Below are 20786 nucleotides of genomic sequence, written 5' to 3' on the forward strand. Positions count from 1 at the left end.
GTGTCGTCGTAGGCCAATTCGGTTCGTCAGAGGCATACGTGACCCACTATCACCGATTTTTCAGCCGCCGCCGCCGGCGTTGTCCGCGGCATCCTCCAATCGTTCGAGAACACCGCGCAGATCCTCGATGATGGCCTCGATGTCGTCTGCGTTCGTCGCCGGCGGCGGGCCGGGCGCCGGTGCCATGTCGGGGGCAGCCTTGGGCGGGCTGGCAGTCGGCGGCGGCGGGGTCGCGGCGTCGCCACCGGGGCTGGTGGCCAACGTCCCGGTGCCAGGTCCGAAGACCTGATCGAGCGCTTCAGCCAGGGTGGGCGCATAGCCCACCCGCACACCGCCATCGATGCGGGGTTCACGCAAGCTGACCAGGACTCGCGACAGCTGCGGGAAGGTCGAACTGTTGGACGTGGTTGGGATACGTTCGGTGTAGAGGGGTTCGACGTAGAGAATGCCGCCATCGGCGATTGGCAACGCCAGCAGGTTGCCGTATTGGATGCGGTTGGATCGCTCGAGCAACGTGCGTTCAGAGGCCACTCGGGTATCGGAGATCATCGAGTTTTGAATCTGTTGGGGCCCTTGGGTCAAGGTGTCGGTCGGCAACTGCAGCACTGTGATCGTGCCGTAGTTGCTCGGGTCGGAGTCCACTGAAATGTGGGCCGCCAGAAATTCGCGGTTGTAGCCCACCATTGCACTGGCCAACCGGAAAGACGGCTGGGAAGTGTTGGGGTCACCCAGGAGGACATAGAACGGTGGCTGGGCCGGGTTGGCGTCGTTGGTCGGATCGGACGGTACCGACCAAAAAGCGTTGGTGGTGAAGAATTCTCGGGGATCATCGACATGGTACTTGGCCAGCATTTCTCGCTGGAGCCCGAACAGGTCCTCGGGGTAGCGGAAGTGGCTGCGCAACTCGTCGGAGACCTGATCTTCGGCGGTGACCACCCCGGGGAACACCCGCATCCACGCCGCCAGAACCGGATCGTCCGCATCGACCTGATACAGCGTCACGGTGCCGTCATAGGCATCGACGGTGGCCTTCACCGAGTTGCGGGCATAGGCCACCGTGTCGGCCCGCCGCGGTCGGCCTAGCTGATCGAGCTCGGGAGCTGACAAGGCTCCCCGCTGGGCGTAGGGATAGCTGTCGAGGGTGGTGTAGGCATCGACGATCCACACGATGCGCCCGGCGACCACTGCCGGATAAGGGTTGGAGTCGACGGTCAGCCAGGGCGCCACTCGCTGCACCCGTACTTTGGGGTCGCGGTGAAAGATGGCTTTGGATTCGGGCCCGATCGCGCGGGAGAACAGGATCCGATGCTGGGCGAAGTGGGCCGCAAAAGCAGCCCGGTGAAACCAGTTCCCGATCGGTACCCCACCGACGCCCGTATAGGTGTAGCGAGAGGCGTCGGTGTCGTACTCGCGCGGCGCATCGTCGGTGTGACCACCCACGATGGCGTAGTCGGGTTCAGCTTGGGCGATGACCTCGCCGAAGTAGACGCGTGGCTGCTCGACGGGGATGAGCTGGCGGCCGGTCGCTTGTGAGGCGATGTCACTGATGGCGTAAAGCGGATAGCCGCTGTTGCTGTCGGTGGTATTGGCGGCTTCCCGCACGGCGGCGTTGACGCGGTTCGCCGGTGCCGCGACGAACCCGTTGCCATGGGTGTAGACGGTGTGGCGGTTGATCCAATCTTGTTGGTTGCCTGTAAGGCTCTGCGGTGACAGCTCCCGCAGGCCGACCACGTAGTCACGTAGTCTCCCGTCGATGCGATAGCGGTCGAGGTCCAGCTGGTCGGGGAAGCTGTAGAAATTTTTGAGTTGTTGCTGCTGGGTGAAGGTGCGCGAAAGCACGCTGGGATCGAGCAGGCGCACGTTGGCGATCGTGGTCGCATCGGCGGCGACCTCACGCGGATGTCTGGTGCCGATGCCCGGATAGTCCTGGTACTGCACCCAATCGCCGTCAAGACGATACGCGTGGCGCGTGGCGCCGATATTGCGTTCGATGTAGGGCGCTTCCACTTCGGCGGCGTTGGGCCGCACCGAGAATTGTTCCATCAACATCGGCCAGGCTCCGCCCACCAATATCGACGACAGCACCAACAAGGCGGCCGCCATCGCCGGGATGCGCCGATCGCGCAGTACTACGACAGCGAAAAATGCTGCTGCACATAGTATTGCGATGGCCATCAAGACGAGTTTGGCCGGCATGGCGGCATGGATATCGGTGTAGCCGGCGCCGGTGAACGTCGGCTCCTTGCGGCTGCCTGAGAGCAGCCAGTACCGATCCAACCAGTACGCGAGGGCCTTGAGCACAATGAACACCCCGACGATCGCGGCGAGCTGAACGGTCGCCGGCCGGGTGATCACGAGCCGGGTGGATCGCACCTGGATTCCGCCGAAGATCGCATGCGTTGCCGCGTTGGCGATCAGCGCGAAGAACGTCACTGTGAACAGCCAGCTCAGCACCCACCGGTAAAACGGGAGGTCGAAAACGAAAAAGCCGATGTCGTGACCGAACTCGGGATCAGTGAGCCCAAAGGTGCCGCCGTGCAGGAACAGCTGCAGGGTTCGCCAGTTCGACTCGGCAACCATCCCGCACAACAGTCCGATCGCAACCGCGATGCCCCAGCCGAACAGACGCGGCCGGCGACCGATCTGGATGCGCACCGGCGTAAGCGGATCGTCAGCAGCAGATCCAGGGATCAATTGCGGTCGTGCCGCAAAGGCCAGCCGTATCGCCGCCCCGATGCCTCCGGCCACCAGTACCGCCACCACCACGAACAGTGCAAGCCGGGTCGCCAACACGGTCACCCATACCCGGCGAAAACCCAACTCGCCGAACCACAGCCATTCGACATAGGCATCGAGCAACGGTCCGGCCACCAACAGCGCCACCACCAGGCCTGATGCGACGATGATCGCAATGCGGGCCCGACGCGAGAAGATGGGCCGGTGGTCCTGAGCGGGTTTGGACATCGTGTGCTCCGACGATCACCGCGGGTGACGGCCAAGCACCGTGAACGATCAGCGGTGGTCCCGCCTCATGATCGATGATTCGAAGCTTAGTGCCTCAGCCGTCACTGTGAGGCCGAATCAACCACCATGAGGCCAGGACCGCAGCACGATCAGGTGGCGTAGTCGGTACTGCGCCCAGCGTATGGAAGTCCCGGTGCTTGAGCATTGTTGCTACACGCTTGTGTAGTATTTGAGACATGTGTGTAGCCGGGAGGACGTCGTGATTATGCGGCCGGATCCAGAGGACCTCACGGCCCGTGCGCGGATACGCGACGCCGCGCTCAGGCTCTTCGGCGAGCAGGGGTTCGACCGGGCGACGATCCGGGGCATCGCCGATGCAGCCGGCGTCTCGTCTGGGCTGGTGCGGCATCACTTCGGGTCCAAGGAGGCGCTTCGCGAAGAGTGCGACGAATACCTGGCCAAGGCGATTGATCGGCTCAACGACGAGGTCCGGGCGGACCGGTCACCCGAGGGGGTGAACTATGTCGGCGTCGCGTGGTCGATGGTGGGCCCGTACCGCAATTACCTCGTGCGTGCACTCACCGAGGGCCGGGCGGCCCCACTGTTCGACATGCTGGTCGACCGCGGTGCCGAGTGGCTCGTCGAGGCCGACGCGAACCGACCCGACCCGCCCGAGGTATCCCGTGAGGCGCGGGCTACGGTCGGCGCCGCGATGTCGCTCGCGGTCTCGTTGTTGTACGACCACATCTCGCGTCGATTCGGCGTCGACGTGGACAGCCTCGAGGGCCAGGACCTGCTCGCCAGGACTTTGCTCGACATCTACTCCCATCCCGTGATCGCTCCCGAGGAAGCTGCCGCGCTGAGCGCTCGGCTCCCCAAATCCGATGGCGCTCAACAGCAAGCGAAAGGCAACTGATGACCGACCCGATCCACGTGCACGGTCTGGTGAAATCGTTCGGCGAAACGCGGGCACTCGACGGGCTGGATCTCACGGTGAAACACGGTGAGGTACACGGCTTCCTCGGACCCAACGGCGCGGGAAAGAGCACGACGCTGCGTATCCTGCTGGGCCTGTTCCGTAAGGACGCGGGCGATGTCCGGCTCCTCGGTGGCGACCCGTGGCGCGACGCCACCGAACTGCACCGACGCATCGCCTACGTGCCCGGCGACGTCACGCTGTGGCCGGGCCTATCGGGTGGGGAGATGATTGACCTGCTCCTGCAGGTGCGCGGCAGCGACGTCGACACAGCGAAACGGGACCAGCTCATCGAGCGTTTCGATCTGAACCCGCGGACCAAAGGCCGGGCGTACTCGAAGGGAAACCGGCAGAAAGTTGCCTTGATCGCCGCGCTCGCCGCCGACGTGGAACTGTTGATCCTCGATGAGCCGACGTCTGGACTCGATCCGCTGATGGAGGCAGTGTTTCGGGAGGTGGTCCGCGAGGAGCAGCAACGCGACGGCAAGACGGTGCTGCTTTCCAGCCATATCCTCGCCGAGGTCGAGGAGCTGTGCCACCGAGTGACGATCATCCGCGACGGTCGTACCGTCGACGCCGGCAGCCTCGCTGACATGCGCCACCTGACCCGGACCTCGATTCGGGCCGAAACAGCCACGCCGGTAGTGGATCTTGGTGACCTGCCGGGTGTACACGACCTGCGGATCGACGACAGCGTCGCACACTTCGACGTCGATCCCGCGGCATTGGGCCCTGTCCTGCGCCACCTCGACTCGTACGGCATCCGCGGCCTCGTCAGCAATCCGCCCACGCTCGAGGAGCTGTTCCTCCGCCACTACGACCGGTCGACGGCAGGTGCGCGGTGAGCACACTGGCGGGCACTGCGCGCCTGGCACGATTGGCGTTTCGCCGCGAGCGCAGCATCGGCCCGTGGTGGATTGTGGCCATCGTCGGCCTCGGGCTGATCATGGTGTCCTACATCGACCGGAACATGCCGACCCCCGAGGTGATGGCGACATACGTCGACACCATCAACACGAACAGGTTCTTCCGGGCGCTCGGCGGCGGCACATCCGTGATCGTCGACCGCGGATTCATGTCCGCCTGGCGCAGCGGCGGATTCCTCTACATTTTCAGTGCTATCGCCGCGGTGCTGGCAGTCATCCGGTACACGCGGGCCGACGAAGACGCAGGCCGGACTGAGCTGCTCCGGTCCGGTGCGGTCAGCCGGCTCTCTGCACTGACCTCCGCCCTGGTGGTGGGCGGTTCGGTTCCGCTCGCTGCCGGTGCGCTGACCGCGTTCGCTTTGATCGGCGTCGGCCTCGATCCCTTCGGGTCCATCACCTACGGCGCCGCCATCACCGCAGCAGGCTGGCTGTTCGGGGCGATCACTGCCGTGGTCGCCCAACTCGCCCAAAATGCCCGTACGGCAAGGGCCATCGCGCTATCGATCCTCGTGATCGCCTACCTCCTGCGGTACGCCGGCGACGCCAGCGGCCAGCTATGGATGACCTACATCTCGCCGATGGGCTGGATTCACGCGGTGCAGCCATACCGATTCGATCGGTGGTGGACGCTCGCGCTCGTCGTCGCGATCATCGCTGTCCTGGTGGCCACAGCAGTTGCCCTCCTCGACCGCCGCGATCTCGGGGAGGGCCTGATCCCCGAACGTCCGGGGCGTGCCACGGCTCCGAGACTGCGCGGCCCGATCGCCCTGTCCTGGCGGCTGCACCGCAGTCTCGTCATCAAGTGGACGGTCGCGATCGGGATTATCGCGCTTGGCGCCGCCGGGATCGGCACGATCGTGCCCGACATCAGCGCTTTGCCGGCCAACAGCTTCGGGCTGCTGCAGCAGGGCTTCGGCGGGCCAGGTGACTCGGGCGACTCAGCCGACTACTTCCTTTGGGCCGGCCTGCTGATCCTCGCACTCGTCCTCATGGTGTATCCGGTCATCATGATCCAGCGACTGCGCGACGACGAGCGTGCCGGCCGGGCCGAATTGGTCCAGGGCACCTCGATGACCCGTACGCGTTGGGCCGGCGGGCATCTGGCCGTGACCGCGCTCGGCCTCGCCGGTTTGCTCACGGTCGCCGGGCTGGTGTTCGGCTTCTTCTACGGCCAGTTCATGGGCGAGTTGCCGGACATCCTCGTCCGCGTCGCCCTCGGTGCACTGAGCTGCATCCCGGCCGCGTGGCTGATCGCCGCCGTCTGCTTCCTCGCCTACGCGCTGGTGCCGCGATACTCAGTGCCGATTTCCTGGGCGGTCTGGGTCTGGACCGCCGTGCTCGGCCAGGTCGCCGGACCGCTGTACGGCGTGTGGGGTGGAACACCGTTCGAACCGTTTCACTACATCCCCAACGTCGTCGCCGGCGCGCCGTCCAGTCCATTACCGGCACTCGTCATGTTGGCGATGACGGCACTGCTCGTGTGGGGTGGGCTCGCAAAGTTGCGCAGCCGCGACTTCGGTTAGACCTAAAGAGACAACCCTCGATCGAACCGCGTTCGGCGAGGGCACCAGGTCACATCGCGCCGCTGTCAGAAGGCGTCGATGTATTGGTGTGTTCGGCGCATACCGCGCGTTCAATCTCCGATACCGGCTGCAACCGGCCCGCCGGGGCCAGATAACGCTCGCGATATTCATCGGGTCCCACGTGTTCTGTCTGCTGCCAGCCGTATTCACCGAGTAGGCCGGCGACATCAGCAGGATCGATGCCGTAGACCCATAACCCCTTCTTGGTGACGAACCGTTGATAGGCGGCCTGCGCGCCATACATGGCCTGCCCGTCGACAAAGTCGCGGAGGAAGTAGGTGAACACCAGTCGACTTTCGGTGGCGCACCGGGCAAGGGATTGCAAGGTTTTGCGCACCGCCGGTTCGGCCAGATACATCGTCACCGACTCCCAGATGAAAAACGTCCGCATGGTCGGATCGAAGCCGCTGTTGACCAATTGCTCCGGCAGATCATCGGCAGCCAGATCCATCGGCACCAACGTGACGTTTGCCGGGATGTGGCCGAAACAGCGGTGCAGTGCCCGAGTTTTGGCTGCGATGTTGGCCGGCAGGTCGATCTCCCACACCGGCACCCCGGCCAGCTCGGCCACTCGGTAGGCGCGGGTATCCAATCCTGCCCCAACGATCACGATGGCGTCCAGACCGTGTTGAGCCGCCCGTCGCAGGGCATCATCGATGTAGCGCTTGCGACACAGCAGACTGATCCACGCGCCGGGGCCAGACCGGTCACTGGCCGCGACCAACGCCCGTCGCACAGCGCTGAACCGGCACAGCCACAACGGAATCCGCCACGCAAGTGGCAGCATCCGGCCGGCGTAAGGATCGTGCACCAACGGCACCGAACTGTACTGATCGATCGCCACGAGCATCGTCGGGCCAAGTGCGGTCGCCTCGACATCCATCCCCACGTGTGCACCTCGCCGTCGCAGAATCATCATCTCTGCCGACCAGGCTTCCCGGCACACCGCCTGTGACGTTAGCAGGGCCCACACCGCCACACCACCCCGCCGCGTACCCGGGCCAGAGTAAACGCCCGAGCTGGTAATACGCGGTGCGCAACTGCCGCCTCTGCTCCTAGTCGAACGGGTCAAGTTGCAGGACAAGGTATGTGACTGCGGTGCCTTTCCTCCATACGAGCGGCGGCTATGAATCTGGCACCGTCGGACAGTCCCGGTTCGTCGGCGGGACGATCAACTGCGCGGCGATCACGTACGCCTGATACACCGCGTGCGCATCGTCCCATTGCACCCCGTCCTCGCCGGACAACAGTGCTCTTATCCGGTACCGCAACGATGCTGCGGGGTCTTTACCGTCGTTGAGGGCGACGGCCAGGGCCACCGCGACCATTCCCGCGTCGGACTGACTCAAGTGACTGAAAGCGCCGTGATTGTCCAGCGCGACAGCGAAATCCCGGACACGCGGTGTGTAGCGCTCGGTACCGGTCACGCGCAGCAGCGACTCGACCGCCGACAGTCGGTACGGACTGCCGCTGCCGTTGGCCGCCTTCACAGCGCCTGTCCCAGATCGACCCGGGCTACCGCGCATAAGCCGGTACGCCCGGGGATCCACCACACCGAACAGCGATTGAATAGTTGCGGCGTCGGCGGCGCTATCGATACGCGTTGAACGGAAAGCCCCGGGCGCCGGGGCGAGGTAGGGGTTGTGGCCGCCCCTCGGTCCTGTTTGCGGTGTCGCACGCTGGGAACGGGCGTGCCGCAATGGCTAGGGGGCTCGGCACACATTCGACAACCACGATGGCCTGGCATGTTCGTAACCTCACCTGCTCGACATAGCACCAAAGCACGTGCAGCCATTCGCTCCTCGTGCTGCCGACCAGACTTCCCGGCACACCGTGACCCGAATGCTAGCGCGACCGCGCGGGCCACGCGCCGTAATCAGCTATCGCACCGCAGTTAGCCGACCCCCGGCTCCGACCGCGGCCGCGGCACCCGAGCCGGGCCCAGCCCCGTCAGCTGGTTCCGAGCGACCTAGTCCAGCCGTTTTCCGTGTCGTTGCGCCCTTCGTTCCAGACGCTCTTGCTCTCGACGCAGAGTCCGGCTGACCTCTCGAAGATCGCGGATATGTTCCTCGATGCGCTGCCGCTTTTCTGCCAGCAACCGGGCACCGTCGAGGCAGTCGATATCGCTCGAGCGGAGTCCGTCGAGCACCTGCCGTATCTCGGTCAAGGAGAATCCCAGCGCCTGCATGCTCCTGAGCAACTTGACCTGTTTGACCAGGGATTCTGGATAATCCCGGTAATTGCCGCTGGTCCGCTGCACCTCACCGAGCAATCCCTGGCGCTCGTAGTAGCGCAGCGCGTGGCGGCCAACTCCGGTACTTGCCTCAAGTTCGCTTATCTTCATGCCAATTTCACTTGACTGTAGACCTAGGTCTACAGCTTAGCCTTCGGTCGTTTCGTTGATCAGGAGGATGCATGTATCTACTGGCCGAAGTGGCTGTCACTGTTGCGTGCTCACGTGCGAAAGCCTTTGACTATGCGGCCGATCTGGAGAACTTTCTCCATTGGTTCCCCGGCGTTTCGACGATCACCGCAAAGGACGAGCTGCCCGTGTCGACCCGTGGCAAGAAGTACACCGAAACAGTCTCGGTGCCACTACGCGGAACGCGGTCGGTGACGATTCAGGTAATAGAAGCGACGGCGCCGAACCGGATCGTCACCCACGGCGACATGCGCCCGATCCTGCCGCGCATGGAGATGGAGTTTGTTCAAACCGGACAGAACGACTGCGAAGTGCACTGGCGCATGATGAGCCGCAATGAGAACCGTCTTGCCGCCTGCACCGTGTTGCCTGTTGCCGCACGGGTGATGCGTCGACGTGCCCAGGCTGGGCTCCGAAATCTGAAGCGACAACTCGAATGCCCCAACCGTGACGTCACGGTGTCCCAACAGCCCGCGCCAGACTGACGAGCACATGTGTACTGACTCTGAGGCCGGCAAGGGCGACAACAGCCGTGGCGGCGCCGCGATGAGTCTCGCTGCGCGGCAGAGTCTTACTAAACATGACGATGACGACGAGAGTTTTGAGTGTGTCGGTTCCGGTGTCAGACCAGGACGCCGCGTTGAAGTTCTACACCGAGGTGCTGGGATGCGAACTCCGCACCGACGTGGAGGTCTGGCCGGGTGCGCGCATGATCGAGGTCGTGCCGCCGGGCTCGGATGTCTCCCTGGTGCTACTGCCGCACGACAGCCAGATCCCGGTCGCGATCCGGTTGGGCACCTCTGATGCGCAACAAGCCCACGACAGGGTCCGTGAGGCCGGGGTGACGCTGCACAACGACGAGCTGGTCCGGATGGAGGGAATACCAGCGATGTTTTCCTTCACCGACCCCGATGGCAACGGCTTGGTCTACCTCGAGGACTGATTCCCAACCGATTCCCGTTAACCGACCCAACGCTCCGCTGAACAGCACGGAGGACCACGATGGCGGACTCTCGATCCTTGGACATCACATTCACCGCTCGCCTGGGAAAGGTGCGCCCCGGAGACACCTGGACCTGCGTTCAGCTTCCTGGCTCAGCACAGATTTTCGGTACGAGGGGGTTGGTGAAGGTCGCCGGCACGGTTGACGGTCACCCGTTCATCGGAACGTTCATGGCCCTGGGCGACGGAACCCACAAACTCCCCGTGGCCGCTGCCATCCGGACGGCCATCGGCAAGACGGACGGTGACGACGTCGAGGTCCACCTCACCGAGCGGCTGAACTGAACCCGATACGCGCAGACGTGCGGCGCTTCCGGACGCGGCAACTCGCCTGGTGCTGCTCAGGGCGTCGCAGTCCTGCCGAACACCTGTTCGCGCTCGAGTTGCCGTGCTTTGTAGGCTTCGAACATGCCGTTCAATGCCGGTGACGTCTTTGCCGGGTACACCATTCAGCGGCTCCTCGGCGCCGGTGGCATGGGTGAGGTCTACCTGGCCCAGCATCCTCGCCTTCCCCGTCTGGATGCGCTCAAGATCCTTTCGGTGAGCACCACGCGCGATGACGAGTTCCGCGCCCGGTTCACCCGAGAGGCAGAGTTGGCCGCATCGCTGTGGCATCCGCACATCGTCGGGGTGCACGACCGTGGCGAGTCCGACGGCCGGCTGTGGATCTCGATGGACTATGTCGACGGCACCGACGCCAAGCACTTGATCGAGCAGCATCCGTCTGGCATGCCCTTGGCGGATGTGGTGGAGATTGTGACGGCAGTCGCCGAGGCCCTCGACGTCGCGCACGAACGGAACCTGCTGCACCGCGACGTCAAGCCGGCGAACATCCTGGTCACCACTCCGTCGGGAAGTGCCCGGCGACGCATACTGCTCACCGATTTCGGGATCGCCCGGCAAGCCGACGACGCGAGTGGCCTCACGGAGACCGACGTGGCCATCGGCACCGTCGCGTATGTAGCGCCCGAGCAGCTCGCCGGGAAGACACTCGATGGCCGGGCCGACCAGTACGCCCTCGCGGCAACAGCCTTCCATCTGTTGACCGGCGCGCCCCTCTTCGACGACGCCAATCGCATCATCGTGGCCGGCAACCACCTCTATGCGTCACCGCCCCGGCTGTCCGAGCGTCGTGGCGACCTCGCCCATCTCGACACCGTGATGGCGAAGGCGCTGGCCAAGAAACCCGGTGAGCGCTATGCGCGGTGCCTGGACTTCGCGCGGGCGCTGGGCGGGAGCACGGATGTGTCCACCGCGCCACAACCGGTGCCGGTGCCGGATTCCGAGCCGACGCCCCCTGATACGGGAGGGCACACCGCCCCACTGGAGATCCCCGACGTCCGCGAGCGGAGCAGCTCACCGGAGACCATGCGGTTGGCCATGCTCACGATCCTGGGCACCGTCCGCAACGTGCAGAAGCGACCGTCCGGACTTGACGGCGAAGAGGAGGTTTGGACCTTCCGCGTGGAGCGATACGAGTCGACCGGTGAAGCACACACCGTCGTGCCGGTCGAGCTACGTGGCAACTCCATCACGGGCGAACTGTCCGACGGGGATGTCGTGGAGGTCAGCGGAGTCTGGGATGACCGAACGCTGTTCGCCGAGTCGGTGGTCAATCATTCGGCCGGGACCCGAGGACGTCGCCGGCGCAACTCGTTCGAAGTGAGGTCAGGTAAACGGCGGCGTGCTCTGACATCCCGCCCGGTGCGTATCGGCTTGCTTCTGGCCGCGATCGCGCTGATCGTTGCGATGTCGGTGATTCTCATCCGCGGTTTGGGCACGCCGGCGCAGCGCACCCCGGGGCCGATCGTGACCCCCGCGAGTGCGACGGTGTTCTCCCCCGGCGGCTCGCCAGACCATCCGGATCAGGCGGGTCTGGCCGTCGACGGCAGCCCGGACACGTCGTGGCCCACCGACATCTACCAGGATGCCGCGCCGTTCCCGGCCTTCAAAGAAGGGGTCGGCCTGATACTTCACCTGTCCTCGCCGACCGCTTTGAGCGAGGTGACGATCGACGTGCCCAGCACCGGAACAGAAGTCCAGGTTCGTGCGGCCGACAGTGCCCACCCGAGCAGCCTGTCAGACACCACCGAGCTGACGCCGAACGTGGCGATACAGCCGGGAGAAAACACCATCACCGTCGACAATCAGACGGAAACATCCAATGTGTTGGTGTGGATTTCGAAGCTGGGCACCCTCGATGGGCAGAGCCGCACGAACATCTCGGAGATCACCCTGCGGGCCGCGGGCGATTGATTCATCGGTTGCACATCAGATCGACGTACGCGGTTGTGTACCGCACGAGGTTGTTCACTCTGCCCGTCGGGCCGCGCTGTACCCAGGAATGTTTGACATCAGTGCCCTGACGCACGGCAGTCACTGTGCATTGATCCATGGGCGCGTTCCCGACTTTGTTGAGGATCACCCGGAAACCCTGGGCCTCGAGGTCGCTGATCGTCGCTTGCGCTGAAGTCTGGCCGGTCGGTGCTGCCGTGGCCGGCGCAGATGAGCACAGTCCCAATACGGTCGCAGCCGCGGCCGCGACGATGCTTCCTACGATCCTGCCGCTCGACAATGTGCGCCCCTTTCCCACTTTCAGTTGATGATCCCCGATTTCTGCGCATGGGATTTGTATCGAGTTTAGTTGTGGTTCAATAAAAGACGAGGAACTCATACGCGACGCATATTTGGTCCCCATAGAGAATGCATAGCCAATTCAGATCGATTTCAGGCGCAATTGCCAAAAGGGTGTTCCCGTGCGGGCGCGGGCATATGCAGACGCTTGGCGCCCGAGGTGTCAGGCGCAGTCCGGCGACCTCGTCCACCCGTCAAGCAGGATAAAAGTAAGGCAAGGCAATTCGTCATGCACAGAATTGCCTTGCGTTACACCGGGATTATGGATCAGTCGCGGGTGTTCACCCCACGCTGAGTGCTTGGCGCGCCGGTTCGCTGCGGTAGCGCGAAGCCCGCCCGTCGATGCGCAGAACCCGCCACAGAATTCTGGCGATCGGGTTCATCAGCCCGGTGTCCGCGGCGAGCATCCGCACGTCGCCGTAGATCTCACTGAGCATCGCTCTGGATGCGGGTGCCCGCCAGTAGATCTCCTTCTTCACCGATCGCGGGATCTCGAATTCGCGCCAGAACGAGCGCGGAGGCTTGGCGATGAGAGATGCTGCCAGCCGGAAACTCAGTGGATAGATGATCGACAGGCCGAATCGATTGAGCCGCTTCATCTCCGGGATCCGCCGACGCAGGAATTCATGCGCGAACGAGATGTGTCGGGCTTCCTCGGCGACGTGGATCGCCATCACGCGTTCCATCACGGGGTGGATCGGTTTGCCCTCGCGCAGAATGGATTTCTGCATATGGTCGATCGGCTCCTCGCCGCACAGCACCATCATGAAGAAGAACACCGGCATCGGGCTGGCGCACAGCGGCGGCAACCAGTGCATCCATCGAAGCCACCGCACGAGACCCGGGACATCCACGCCCGCGTGATTCACCAGCTCCTGGAACATGAGGGTGTGGTTGCACTCCTCCACTGCCTCGTGCATGCAGTATCGGTATTCCGGGCTCCCGTTCGGCACCCAGAATGTGTAGTTCAGGATTCCTCGGATCAGCATGTTCTCGAATTGCAGGCCGGCCTTGGCGACATTCGCCTGACGCCACATGCCGATCGCGATCTGCTTCTCCAGCGGCTGGGCCTGATACCACGGGCTCATCCCGATGGGGTCACTGTCCGCCGCCAGCACCCAGCGCGGGTCGTTCTCGGTCACCTTGAATTCTGCCGAGTCCCACGGGATGTCCAGGTACGGATTGAAGTTGCGGCGCACTGAGCCCTCGGAGAGGGTTTGCAGCCTCGTGCAGTAGTCCGCGTCGCCGCTGACCTGCATTCCATCCCGCCACCGACGGACGGCCCTCGTTGATGCCATGACGTCGCTTCTCCTCGACAGTTGAGCGCCGGCTCCATTTATCGGGACCGAGAGTCCCATTTAATAATGGTATGAGACGCTCTGCCTCATATGCCTGTCAAGGGTTGGGGCCGGACACGCTGTCGACCAGTTCGGCGACCGTGTGGTCGCGATCAATACGTCGTGAAGCACGTCCTCGGCGAGTGGGCTCCGGGCGAGATCAGACCGGCTGCGCACCCGGCTCGAGCAACCTCTTCGGGTGCATGCCGTCGACCTGGCCGATGAACGGCGGGTGAATGCTGTAGCCCAGCATGCGCCGAATGTCCTCCGACACCACCCGGACCGTGTCGCGGGTCATCGACAAGGTGAATGCCTCCTGCGGGCGTAACCACGGTTCGCAGTACTGCGCGGTGAGGGCCAGACGTGAGTTCGCAGATCGGTTGGCGCCGCCGCCATGCCACAGCGTCCCGAGAAAGAAGACGCACGAGCCGGCGCTCATTATCACTGGTTCGCGCTCAGCGGGCTCGGGCTGTCGATCGCCCCACGCGTGACTGCCCGCGACGATGTCGGTGGCACCGTTGTCGGCGGTGAAATCGTCGATCGCCCAGATCGTGGCCGCACCCAGCGCTTTTCGCGGTCTGGGTAGCGGATAGAAGCCGTCGTCGGTGTGCAGCATCTGCGCCTGCTCCCCCGGCAGAATCTTGATCACCTGCAACATCGACAACAGATAATTCGGCATGAACAGCCGATCCAACAGAGCCAGCACGCGAGGATGATCGGCGATGCGATCACAGCTGCGGGTCTTGTTCAGCACGCTGTACACCCGCTGGGTGGCATGGCCCTCGAACCCATTGCGGCCCAGGCGGTCCAACAGCGGCTCGACGGAGTCCCGGATCGCGTCGAGTTCGGCCGCGGTCAGCAGGTCAGGCAGGATCACGTACCCGTCGCGCAGCACCGCTGCCAGGTCCGCCTCGGCCACCGCGGGATCAACCCCTTCCCCGCTGCTGGGGGTCCGCCGATAGGTGCCGGCCAGGTCACCCGTGAGCTCCGTCAACGATGTCACTTCAGTGCTCATGATCGCCTCATCGAAACATAACTGACTTCTGTTATGGTTCGGACTATGGCACGCGCCCCGGTTGGACGTCAACAGCTGATCGATGCCGCGCGCGCCGAGCTCGTCAGCGGAAACGGCGCCTTCGAGCTCAGCGGTCTGACTCGTCGCGCCGGCCTCAGCACCGGGGCCTTGTACCACCACTTCGGATCGAAAAGTGGTCTGCTGGCGGCGATCTACGACGGCTTCTACGACGGCCTGCGCCACGCGATTGCCGATCGTCACCTGCCCCAGGGCGACTGGGCCACTCGCGAACGCGACCGTACCCACCGCTTCGTCGCCTACCACCTCGCTGATCCGCTGGCGCCGATCCTGCTGAACCGCACCGCCAGCGACCCGCAACTCACCGAACTCGAGGCCGCCTACGTCGACAACCTCATCGACAACGCCGCCACCAACATCCGCGATGGGCAGCAGATGGGTGAACTTCCCGCCGATCTGGATCCCGATAGCGCGGGCGCCTACGTCATCGGCGGCTTGCGACACGGTATTGCACAACAGCTCCGGGTCACCCCGACACCGAGTTCCGACCAAGCCACCCAGACACTGTGGCGCTTCACCGCTGCCGCCCTCGGCATCACATAGGCCGCCTGGGCCGGGTGAGGGGCGGTCGCCCGCCGCGTCGGATAGTCGAGTGCGCGTTCAGCAAGGGGACCCTCCTACCAGGCGGGACATTCTCGATGCGGGGGTTGACGCTCATCGTGGGGGTTCTGAGAATCAACGTGAAACTTGAGATGACCACGGGAGAAATGACTTGACTGACGCCGCGCCTCGCCAGAACCGCCAGATCCTCTTGCGCCGTCGGCCCGATGGGCTGCTCTCCCCCGACGACACCGAGATGGTGACCACGCCGGCGCCGCTACCGGCCGAAGGCGAGGCGCTGCTGCGCACCACTTACGTCGGCATCGACGCTGCCGCTCGCACGTGGCTGGACGGCGAGCCAGGCTATCTGCCGGCCCTTGAGCTGGGCGAGGTGGTACGAGTTGCAGGTATCGGCGAGGTCATCGAATCACGTTGTGATGCTTACAACGTCGGCGATCTGGTAACCACCCTGACCGGGCTGCAGGACTACGCGATCATCCGCGACGACCTGTTCAGTACACCGGTGGTCGGATACACAGATCCACTGGCCGTGATGTCGATCTACGGACCGACCGGCGCGACGGCGTACTTCGGAATGAAGGGGGTCGGAAATCCGCAACCCGGCGACACTGTCGTGGTGTCGGCGGCCGCGGGCGCTACCGGGTCCGTGGCCGGCCAGATCGCCAAGATCGCGGGTGCCCGGGTGGTCGGCATTGCAGGCGGCGCCGAAAAATGCCGTGTCGTGGTCGAGGATTTCGGCTTTGATGCCTGCGTCGACTACAAGGCCGGCAATCTGACTGCCGCCCTGAAGCAAGCGTGCCCGAGTGGCATCAACGTCTATTTCGACAACGTCGGCGGGGACATTCTCAATGCCGTGTTGGCCAACTTGGCCCACAAGGCGCGCGTGGTGCTGTGCGGCATCATCTCGAGCTACCTGAACGGCGATCACCCCGGGCCGTCCAATTATGTGAACCTGCTCGCCACTTCCTCGACGATGCAGGGATTCATCGCACTCGAAGAGTGGGCACGGTTCGACGAGGCGTTCGCCGCGCTACAAGGTTGGGAGAAGGAGGGATTGCTGGTGCACCGCGAAACCGTGTACGAGGGGCTGGAATCCAGCATCGACGCCCTCAACGGACTGTTCACCGGAGCCAACATCGGCAAGATGCTGGTGAAGATCAACCAGCCGGGCGGCGCAGCCTGAGGCCCGCTATACGCAAGGAATTGCAGCGGTGAAATCTGCGACTAGTGGGACCCACGTGACTTCTGTGATATAGAGTATGTACGTACGTAGTTAGTACGTAAGACCGTCGGCTACGGTGCCTGGCCGGTGATGACGGGCGTAGGGCGGGAAGGAACATGTGAGATGTCATCCATTCCGCACCGTGTCCAGATCGGCTGCGACCGTCGAAATCTCTTGCGCACAGGCATTTTGGCGGCGGCAGCGCTCGTTGCGCTCGGCGCACCGGTCGCGCACGCCGAGCCCAGCGCCGGCCAGTGGGATCCCACCCTGCCCAATCTGCTCAGCGCAGGTGCACCCGGCGATCCAGTCGCCCTCGCCAACGCATCGTTGCAGGCAAGCGCGTTTGCCGCACAAACCACCTTCGACTTGGGGCGAAAGTTCCTCGGCAGCCTGGGGCTTGCACCAGCTGCCAGTGGTGCGGCAGCGCCCATACTTCGCGGCAACCGCGTTTATGGCAGACAGGCGGTGGAATACGTGATCCGGCGGGCCGGCACCCAGATCGGAGTTCCCTACTCCTGGGGAGGCGGAAGCCTGACCGGGCCCAGCCGCGGCGTGGATTCAGGTGCCGGCACCGTCGGCTTCGATTGTTCCGGCCTGACTCGTTACGCATTCGCCGGCGTAGGCGTGCTGCTCCCCCGCTATTCGGGAGACCAGTACACCGCGGGACGCCGGCTGCCGCCGTCGCGAGCCAAGCGCGGCGACCTCCTGTTCTGGGGACCCGGAGGTGGACAGCACGAGGCGCTCTACCTTGGTAACGGTCAAATGATCGAGGCCCAGCAGACGGGTGTTCCGGTCAAGATTTCGCCGGTCCGCAAATCAGGGATGACGCCCTACGTCACCCGCATCATCGAGTACTGATGCGGTGTGTTCGAGCGGGAGCGTGGCGTCAAGGGCACAGCAGGCCCGATGCCCCTGACGCCAACAGTGCGATCGGGGCGAGGGCGATCGCGGACATGGACCCGAAAAGGCTTGCACGCGCACCGAACCGGGTCCACGGTGCGGCTGGCGCGGCAAGACGTTCAGCACGGTTCAGCAACGCCACGTCGGCGGCGCCGAGTGCCTGCGCAGGCGTGGCGCCGGCGAGAGCCATCAGTCCGGTCAGCAGCGTGTGCTCTCCGAATTGGCGCGCCGCCGTGTCGTCGGCGCACATTTCCAGCAGCCGCGCGACATCTGCGGCCCCGCGGGTCATGAGCTTGACCCGCGGGAACACCATGGCCAAGCCCCGCAAGACCGTAACGATTTTCGGATGATGCCCGTCCAGGTGCGCCCGCTCGTGGGCGAGGACCGCCTGCAGCTCGTCGTTGCCGAGTGCGGCGATGGCGCCGGTGGTCACTACGATCGCAGGCGGCGCTCCGGCCACACAGTATGCGGTGCGCTCATCGGAATCGACGATGAACACATCTTGCCGGTCGCCCGGACGCCCCACGAGCCGGACGGCCTGAGCGTGGCTATGGGCATGGGCGCGCATGCGTCGAACGGCTCGTAACGCCTTCAACCCGAGACCGACAGCCGCCGCGATCAACACGACCGCACCGATCACGACCGAAGCCTGCGCCGCGAAGCCGGCGCGCCCGGCCGCTATGTCGCAGAGCAACTCCACGCACGACGCGAACAGCGACCTGCGCTGACCAGAGTGGAACACCACGTCACCGATCGCCGACACCGGAATCACGATCCAGGTGGCCAAGACACTGATGATCGCGGTCAACCAAGCCGCCACGCCGAACCTCGGGGCCGAGCCCCCGCGGGTGAGCCTGTTGAGGAGCCGCGGCGCCACCACTACCATCACCACGCTGTAGATCAGCAGGCCCGCGGCGAGATTCACCGCTTCTTCGCCCTTGTCGAGCGTCGGGCCAAGGTGCGTAGCGCGGCACGCAACCGATCGGAATCCTCTGGATCGATCTGCTCGATGAAGTAGCTGAGCACCAGATCCGAACGACCGCCGCCGTCGAGTGCCTCGCGCATCAACTGCGCGGTGTGCTGCTCGCGGTTCAGGGTCGGCCAGTACCGATAGGCACGCCCGTCGCGGTCGCGTTGCAGCCAGCCCTTGGTGTGCAAGTTGTCCATCGTCGACATGACTGTGGTGTAGGCGATCCGGCGCTCCTCGGCGAGCTCGTCGAACACGTCGCGCACGGTGACCGCTGCATCGCCACGGTTCCAGATGCGATCCATGATCTCAGCTTCGAGTTCGCCGAATCCTCGTACGCGCACTACACCCCTCCACGATCGGTGAGGCGAGCGTACCTCTCGACCGAGCGCCTGGGGTGCCTCGACGCGGCATCGGTACCTACTACATAGTCCAGTACGTAGTACTCCCCCAATTCGGAAGAATGGTCAGCTGCTGTAGTCGAGTCTCGTCATCATTCCGCCCTCTTGGTGATAAGTGTTGTGGCAGTGCAGCATCCACATCCCCGGGTTGTCGGCGGTGAAGATCACGCGCTGTCGCTGCATCGGCAGCACGACAAGGGTGTCCTTGCGTGCGCCGGGGCGTCCGTGTTCACCGAGCACTTGAAACGTGTGACCGTGCAGATGCATGGGATGCCACATCATCGTCGAGTTCCGGAAAGTCATCGATACCTGTTGGCCTTCGCGCACGGTCAGGGGCCGCAACTTCTCGAATGGCCGGCCGTTGATCGTCCAGTCATACCTGGCCATCGAGCCACCCAGCTCGACCGGCAGTTCGACATCAGCGCGCGCAGCCTCAAAGGTCGCCTCGGGTGTGGCGGTGAAGGAACTCACCGTTCCCAACCGGCCGTGCAGCTGCGGCGGCGCGTAGTCAGGCGGCGGAGTCGAACCGATGGCTGTCACCAACAGCGCCCGCGTCGACGCATTCTTCCCCTCAGCAGCCGCCACCAGCGGGAAGACCCCGTCCCCGGCGGTCACCGTCACGTCATATCGCTCGCCCATCCCGATCAGGAGCGCGTCCACCTCGCTGGGGACCACCGGGAACCCGTCGGTATGGGTGACGGTCAGACGGTGCCCGGCCAACGCGACCCGGAACGCGGTGTCGGAGCCGGCATTGATCAACCGGATCCGGACGCGCTGGCCAGGGCGGGCCCGGAAGCTGCTGGGATTCTCGGCATTACGCCCGTTGGCCACATACATCGGATAGTCGACATCACCGGCGTCACCGCCGAGGGGCGACCCACCTCGGGCACCCATACCCGGCATGTCGTGCCCATCTCCCGACGACATCCGCAGCCGGTCATAGATCTGCGCAGGGCTCGGGCCGACACCATCGGTCCAATCGTCGAGCATCACCACCCATTCGGCGTCGTATCGGCCCGGATCTCGGGGGTCGTCAACGATCAACGGGAAGTACAGACCGGTGTCCGCATCGAGCCCGGTGTGTGGATGAGCCCAATATGTGCCCGGATGGGGCACCGAGAATCGATAGGTGAAGTCCTTGCCGTCGGCGATGTCAGGGGTGGCCGGCGCGGCACCGTCCATGTCGTTGCGTAACGCCAACCCGTGCCAGTGCACCGAGGTCGAATGGCCGAGCCGGTTGCGGACCGTGACCTCGAGTTCATCGCCGACCGATGCCCGCAGCAGTGGTCCGGGCACGATGTCGTTATAGGCGATGGTGTCGGCAATCGTGCCGCCGAGGTCCACCCGCGTGCGCTGGGCGGTCAATGTGGTGGACACCGTGCGCCCGCTGTGCGGCCGACGGGCTTCGGCCATGGAGATCGCGTCTCGGGAATCGACGCGGGTCGATGTGGCGCCGGCGTCGCGCTGACACCCCACAACAGCTGTGGCACCCAGAGCGGCGGTTGCCGCGAGGAACCCCCGACGGCTGAGCTGAGGCAGATCGGCGATGTCTGGCATGTTCTCCACCCTCGTCACCCACATCGGTGGATCGGTATGGATTGTGTGAAGGTTCGTTGAAGTTTTTCGGCCGTCGCCTACATGACGCGAATCGACACTCATATCGAACTCACAACAACCTACGTACTGCCCACGTATTGGAAAACTACGTATTACCAGGTCCAGCAGCCGCCGCGACGACAGTTATGCGCAGACATTTACAGATTCTTCACAAATGCCATGGAAAACAAACGCTTTCACG

Annotated in this window: 19 protein-coding genes; 10 read left to right on the top strand and 9 right to left on the bottom strand. The window is 64.3% G+C overall.

Features of this window, described 5'->3' with window-relative positions:
- Positions 1–60: 60 nt before the first annotated feature.
- Entirely contained in the window at positions 61–2964 is a 2904-nt protein-coding gene (locus BKG60_RS20650; RefSeq protein WP_070945728.1) for a UPF0182 family protein, read from the bottom strand.
- Between the two features lie 265 nt (positions 2965–3229).
- Here BKG60_RS20650 and BKG60_RS20655 point away from each other — a divergent pair, with 265 nt between their 5' ends.
- From BKG60_RS20655 to BKG60_RS20665, 3 genes are read left to right on the top strand one after another with little or no spacing between them, the layout of a single operon-like run.
- Positions 3230–3880 (top strand): TetR/AcrR family transcriptional regulator, encoded by a 651-nt coding sequence (locus BKG60_RS20655; protein ID WP_070945729.1) that lies wholly within the window; start codon positions 3230–3232, stop codon positions 3878–3880.
- Complete coding sequence (locus tag BKG60_RS20660) at positions 3880–4785, top strand: ABC transporter ATP-binding protein (RefSeq protein ID WP_070945730.1); 906 nt, start codon at positions 3880–3882, stop codon at positions 4783–4785. Before BKG60_RS20655 ends, BKG60_RS20660 begins: the two co-directional genes overlap by 1 nt.
- On the top strand, positions 4782–6389 hold the full coding sequence (locus BKG60_RS20665) for an ABC transporter permease (protein ID WP_070945731.1): 1608 nt from the start codon (positions 4782–4784) through the stop codon (positions 6387–6389). The genes BKG60_RS20660 and BKG60_RS20665 overlap by 4 nt, the downstream gene beginning before the upstream one ends.
- Before the next feature lie 49 nt (positions 6390–6438).
- On the opposite strand, the gene BKG60_RS20670 is transcribed toward BKG60_RS20665, so the two are convergent.
- From BKG60_RS20670 to BKG60_RS20680, 3 genes are all read right to left on the bottom strand, one after another.
- Positions 6439–7332 (bottom strand): SAM-dependent methyltransferase, encoded by an 894-nt coding sequence (locus tag BKG60_RS20670; protein WP_070945770.1) that lies wholly within the window; start codon positions 7330–7332, stop codon positions 6439–6441.
- A gap of 241 nt (positions 7333–7573) precedes the next feature.
- A complete protein-coding gene (locus tag BKG60_RS20675; protein WP_070945732.1) occupies positions 7574–7939 on the bottom strand; it encodes a hypothetical protein in 366 nt (121 codons plus the stop codon).
- Between the two features lie 479 nt (positions 7940–8418).
- Positions 8419–8793: a MerR family transcriptional regulator gene (locus tag BKG60_RS20680; RefSeq protein ID WP_070945733.1), complete on the bottom strand. Its 375-nt coding sequence runs from the start codon at positions 8791–8793 to the stop codon at positions 8419–8421.
- Between the two features lie 71 nt (positions 8794–8864).
- On the opposite strand from BKG60_RS20680, the gene BKG60_RS20685 reads away from it, so the two are divergent.
- The 4 genes from BKG60_RS20685 to BKG60_RS20700 all read left to right on the top strand — a co-directional run bounded on the left by BKG60_RS20685 (position 8865) and on the right by BKG60_RS20700 (position 12129).
- Complete coding sequence (locus BKG60_RS20685) at positions 8865–9356, top strand: SRPBCC family protein (protein ID WP_070945734.1); 492 nt, start codon at positions 8865–8867, stop codon at positions 9354–9356.
- A 101-nt stretch (positions 9357–9457) separates the two neighbouring features.
- The gene (locus tag BKG60_RS20690) at positions 9458–9814 is read left to right on the top strand and encodes a VOC family protein (protein WP_239252490.1); all 357 of its coding nucleotides are present in this window, start codon (positions 9458–9460) and stop codon (positions 9812–9814) included.
- 59 nt (positions 9815–9873) lie between these two features.
- Positions 9874–10158: a DUF1905 domain-containing protein gene (locus BKG60_RS20695; protein WP_070945736.1), complete on the top strand. Its 285-nt coding sequence runs from the start codon at positions 9874–9876 to the stop codon at positions 10156–10158.
- A gap of 123 nt (positions 10159–10281) precedes the next feature.
- A complete protein-coding gene (locus BKG60_RS20700; protein ID WP_070945737.1) occupies positions 10282–12129 on the top strand; it encodes a serine/threonine-protein kinase in 1848 nt (615 codons plus the stop codon).
- A 659-nt stretch (positions 12130–12788) separates the two neighbouring features.
- Here the strand turns inward: BKG60_RS20700 and BKG60_RS20710 are convergent.
- Together BKG60_RS20710 and BKG60_RS20715 are read right to left on the bottom strand one after the other, a co-directional pair.
- Positions 12789–13805, bottom strand: a complete 1017-nt coding sequence (locus tag BKG60_RS20710) for an AurF N-oxygenase family protein (RefSeq protein WP_075909950.1) — start codon at positions 13803–13805, stop codon at positions 12789–12791.
- A gap of 199 nt (positions 13806–14004) precedes the next feature.
- Positions 14005–14859, bottom strand: coding sequence for a phytanoyl-CoA dioxygenase family protein (locus BKG60_RS20715; protein ID WP_070945739.1), 855 nt, complete (start codon positions 14857–14859; stop codon positions 14005–14007).
- Positions 14860–14904: 45 nt separating this feature from the next.
- On the opposite strand from BKG60_RS20715, the gene BKG60_RS20720 reads away from it, so the two are divergent.
- The 3 genes from BKG60_RS20720 (at position 14905) to ripB (ending at position 17578) form a co-directional block, all read left to right on the top strand.
- Complete coding sequence (locus BKG60_RS20720; protein WP_070945740.1) at positions 14905–15480, top strand: TetR/AcrR family transcriptional regulator; 576 nt, start codon at positions 14905–14907, stop codon at positions 15478–15480.
- Between the two features lie 169 nt (positions 15481–15649).
- On the top strand, positions 15650–16681 hold the full coding sequence (locus tag BKG60_RS20725) for an NADP-dependent oxidoreductase (RefSeq protein ID WP_070945741.1): 1032 nt from the start codon (positions 15650–15652) through the stop codon (positions 16679–16681).
- A 162-nt stretch (positions 16682–16843) separates the two neighbouring features.
- Positions 16844–17578 carry an NlpC/P60 family peptidoglycan endopeptidase RipB gene (gene ripB / locus BKG60_RS20730; RefSeq protein WP_070189447.1) on the top strand — a complete coding sequence of 245 codons (735 nt, stop codon included), beginning with the start codon at positions 16844–16846 and terminating at the stop codon, positions 17576–17578.
- Between the two features lie 28 nt (positions 17579–17606).
- Here the strand turns inward: ripB and BKG60_RS20735 are convergent, their stop codons facing one another.
- From BKG60_RS20735 to BKG60_RS20745, 3 genes are all read right to left on the bottom strand, one after another.
- Positions 17607–18545 (bottom strand): M56 family metallopeptidase, encoded by a 939-nt coding sequence (locus BKG60_RS20735; RefSeq protein WP_070945742.1) that lies wholly within the window; start codon positions 18543–18545, stop codon positions 17607–17609.
- Positions 18542–18931 (bottom strand): BlaI/MecI/CopY family transcriptional regulator, encoded by a 390-nt coding sequence (locus BKG60_RS20740; RefSeq protein WP_070189445.1) that lies wholly within the window; start codon positions 18929–18931, stop codon positions 18542–18544. Before BKG60_RS20740 ends, BKG60_RS20735 begins: the two co-directional genes overlap by 4 nt.
- 123 nt (positions 18932–19054) lie before the next feature.
- Positions 19055–20545, bottom strand: a complete 1491-nt coding sequence (locus tag BKG60_RS20745) for a multicopper oxidase family protein (protein WP_070945772.1) — start codon at positions 20543–20545, stop codon at positions 19055–19057.
- Positions 20546–20786: the final 241 nt, after the last annotated feature.

This window comes from Mycobacterium syngnathidarum (assembly GCF_001942625.1).
Lineage (GTDB): Bacteria > Actinomycetota > Actinomycetes > Mycobacteriales > Mycobacteriaceae > Mycobacterium > Mycobacterium syngnathidarum.

What these genes read in the sequence shown, in the direction of transcription:
- BKG60_RS20650 (WP_070945728.1), bottom strand. Translation starts at nt 2,964, where the DNA reads ATGTCCAAACCCGCTCAGGACCACCGGCCCATCTTCTCGCGTCGGGCC.
- BKG60_RS20655 (WP_070945729.1), top strand. Translation starts at nt 3,230, where the DNA reads ATGCGGCCGGATCCAGAGGACCTCACGGCCCGTGCGCGGATACGCGAC.
- BKG60_RS20660 (WP_070945730.1), top strand. Translation starts at nt 3,880, where the DNA reads ATGACCGACCCGATCCACGTGCACGGTCTGGTGAAATCGTTCGGCGAA.
- BKG60_RS20670 (WP_070945770.1), bottom strand. Translation starts at nt 7,332, where the DNA reads ATGGATGTCGAGGCGACCGCACTTGGCCCGACGATGCTCGTGGCGATC.
- BKG60_RS20680 (WP_070945733.1), bottom strand. Translation starts at nt 8,793, where the DNA reads ATGAAGATAAGCGAACTTGAGGCAAGTACCGGAGTTGGCCGCCACGCG.
- BKG60_RS20685 (WP_070945734.1), top strand. Translation starts at nt 8,865, where the DNA reads ATGTATCTACTGGCCGAAGTGGCTGTCACTGTTGCGTGCTCACGTGCG.
- BKG60_RS20690 (WP_239252490.1), top strand. Translation starts at nt 9,458, where the DNA reads ATGACGACGAGAGTTTTGAGTGTGTCGGTTCCGGTGTCAGACCAGGAC.
- BKG60_RS20695 (WP_070945736.1), top strand. Translation starts at nt 9,874, where the DNA reads ATGGCGGACTCTCGATCCTTGGACATCACATTCACCGCTCGCCTGGGA.
- BKG60_RS20700 (WP_070945737.1), top strand. Translation starts at nt 10,282, where the DNA reads ATGCCGTTCAATGCCGGTGACGTCTTTGCCGGGTACACCATTCAGCGG.
- BKG60_RS20710 (WP_075909950.1), bottom strand. Translation starts at nt 13,805, where the DNA reads ATGGCATCAACGAGGGCCGTCCGTCGGTGGCGGGATGGAATGCAGGTC.
- BKG60_RS20715 (WP_070945739.1), bottom strand. Translation starts at nt 14,859, where the DNA reads ATGAGCACTGAAGTGACATCGTTGACGGAGCTCACGGGTGACCTGGCC.
- BKG60_RS20720 (WP_070945740.1), top strand. Translation starts at nt 14,905, where the DNA reads ATGGCACGCGCCCCGGTTGGACGTCAACAGCTGATCGATGCCGCGCGC.
- ripB (WP_070189447.1), top strand. Translation starts at nt 16,844, where the DNA reads ATGTCATCCATTCCGCACCGTGTCCAGATCGGCTGCGACCGTCGAAAT.
- BKG60_RS20745 (WP_070945772.1), bottom strand. Translation starts at nt 20,545, where the DNA reads ATGCCAGACATCGCCGATCTGCCTCAGCTCAGCCGTCGGGGGTTCCTC.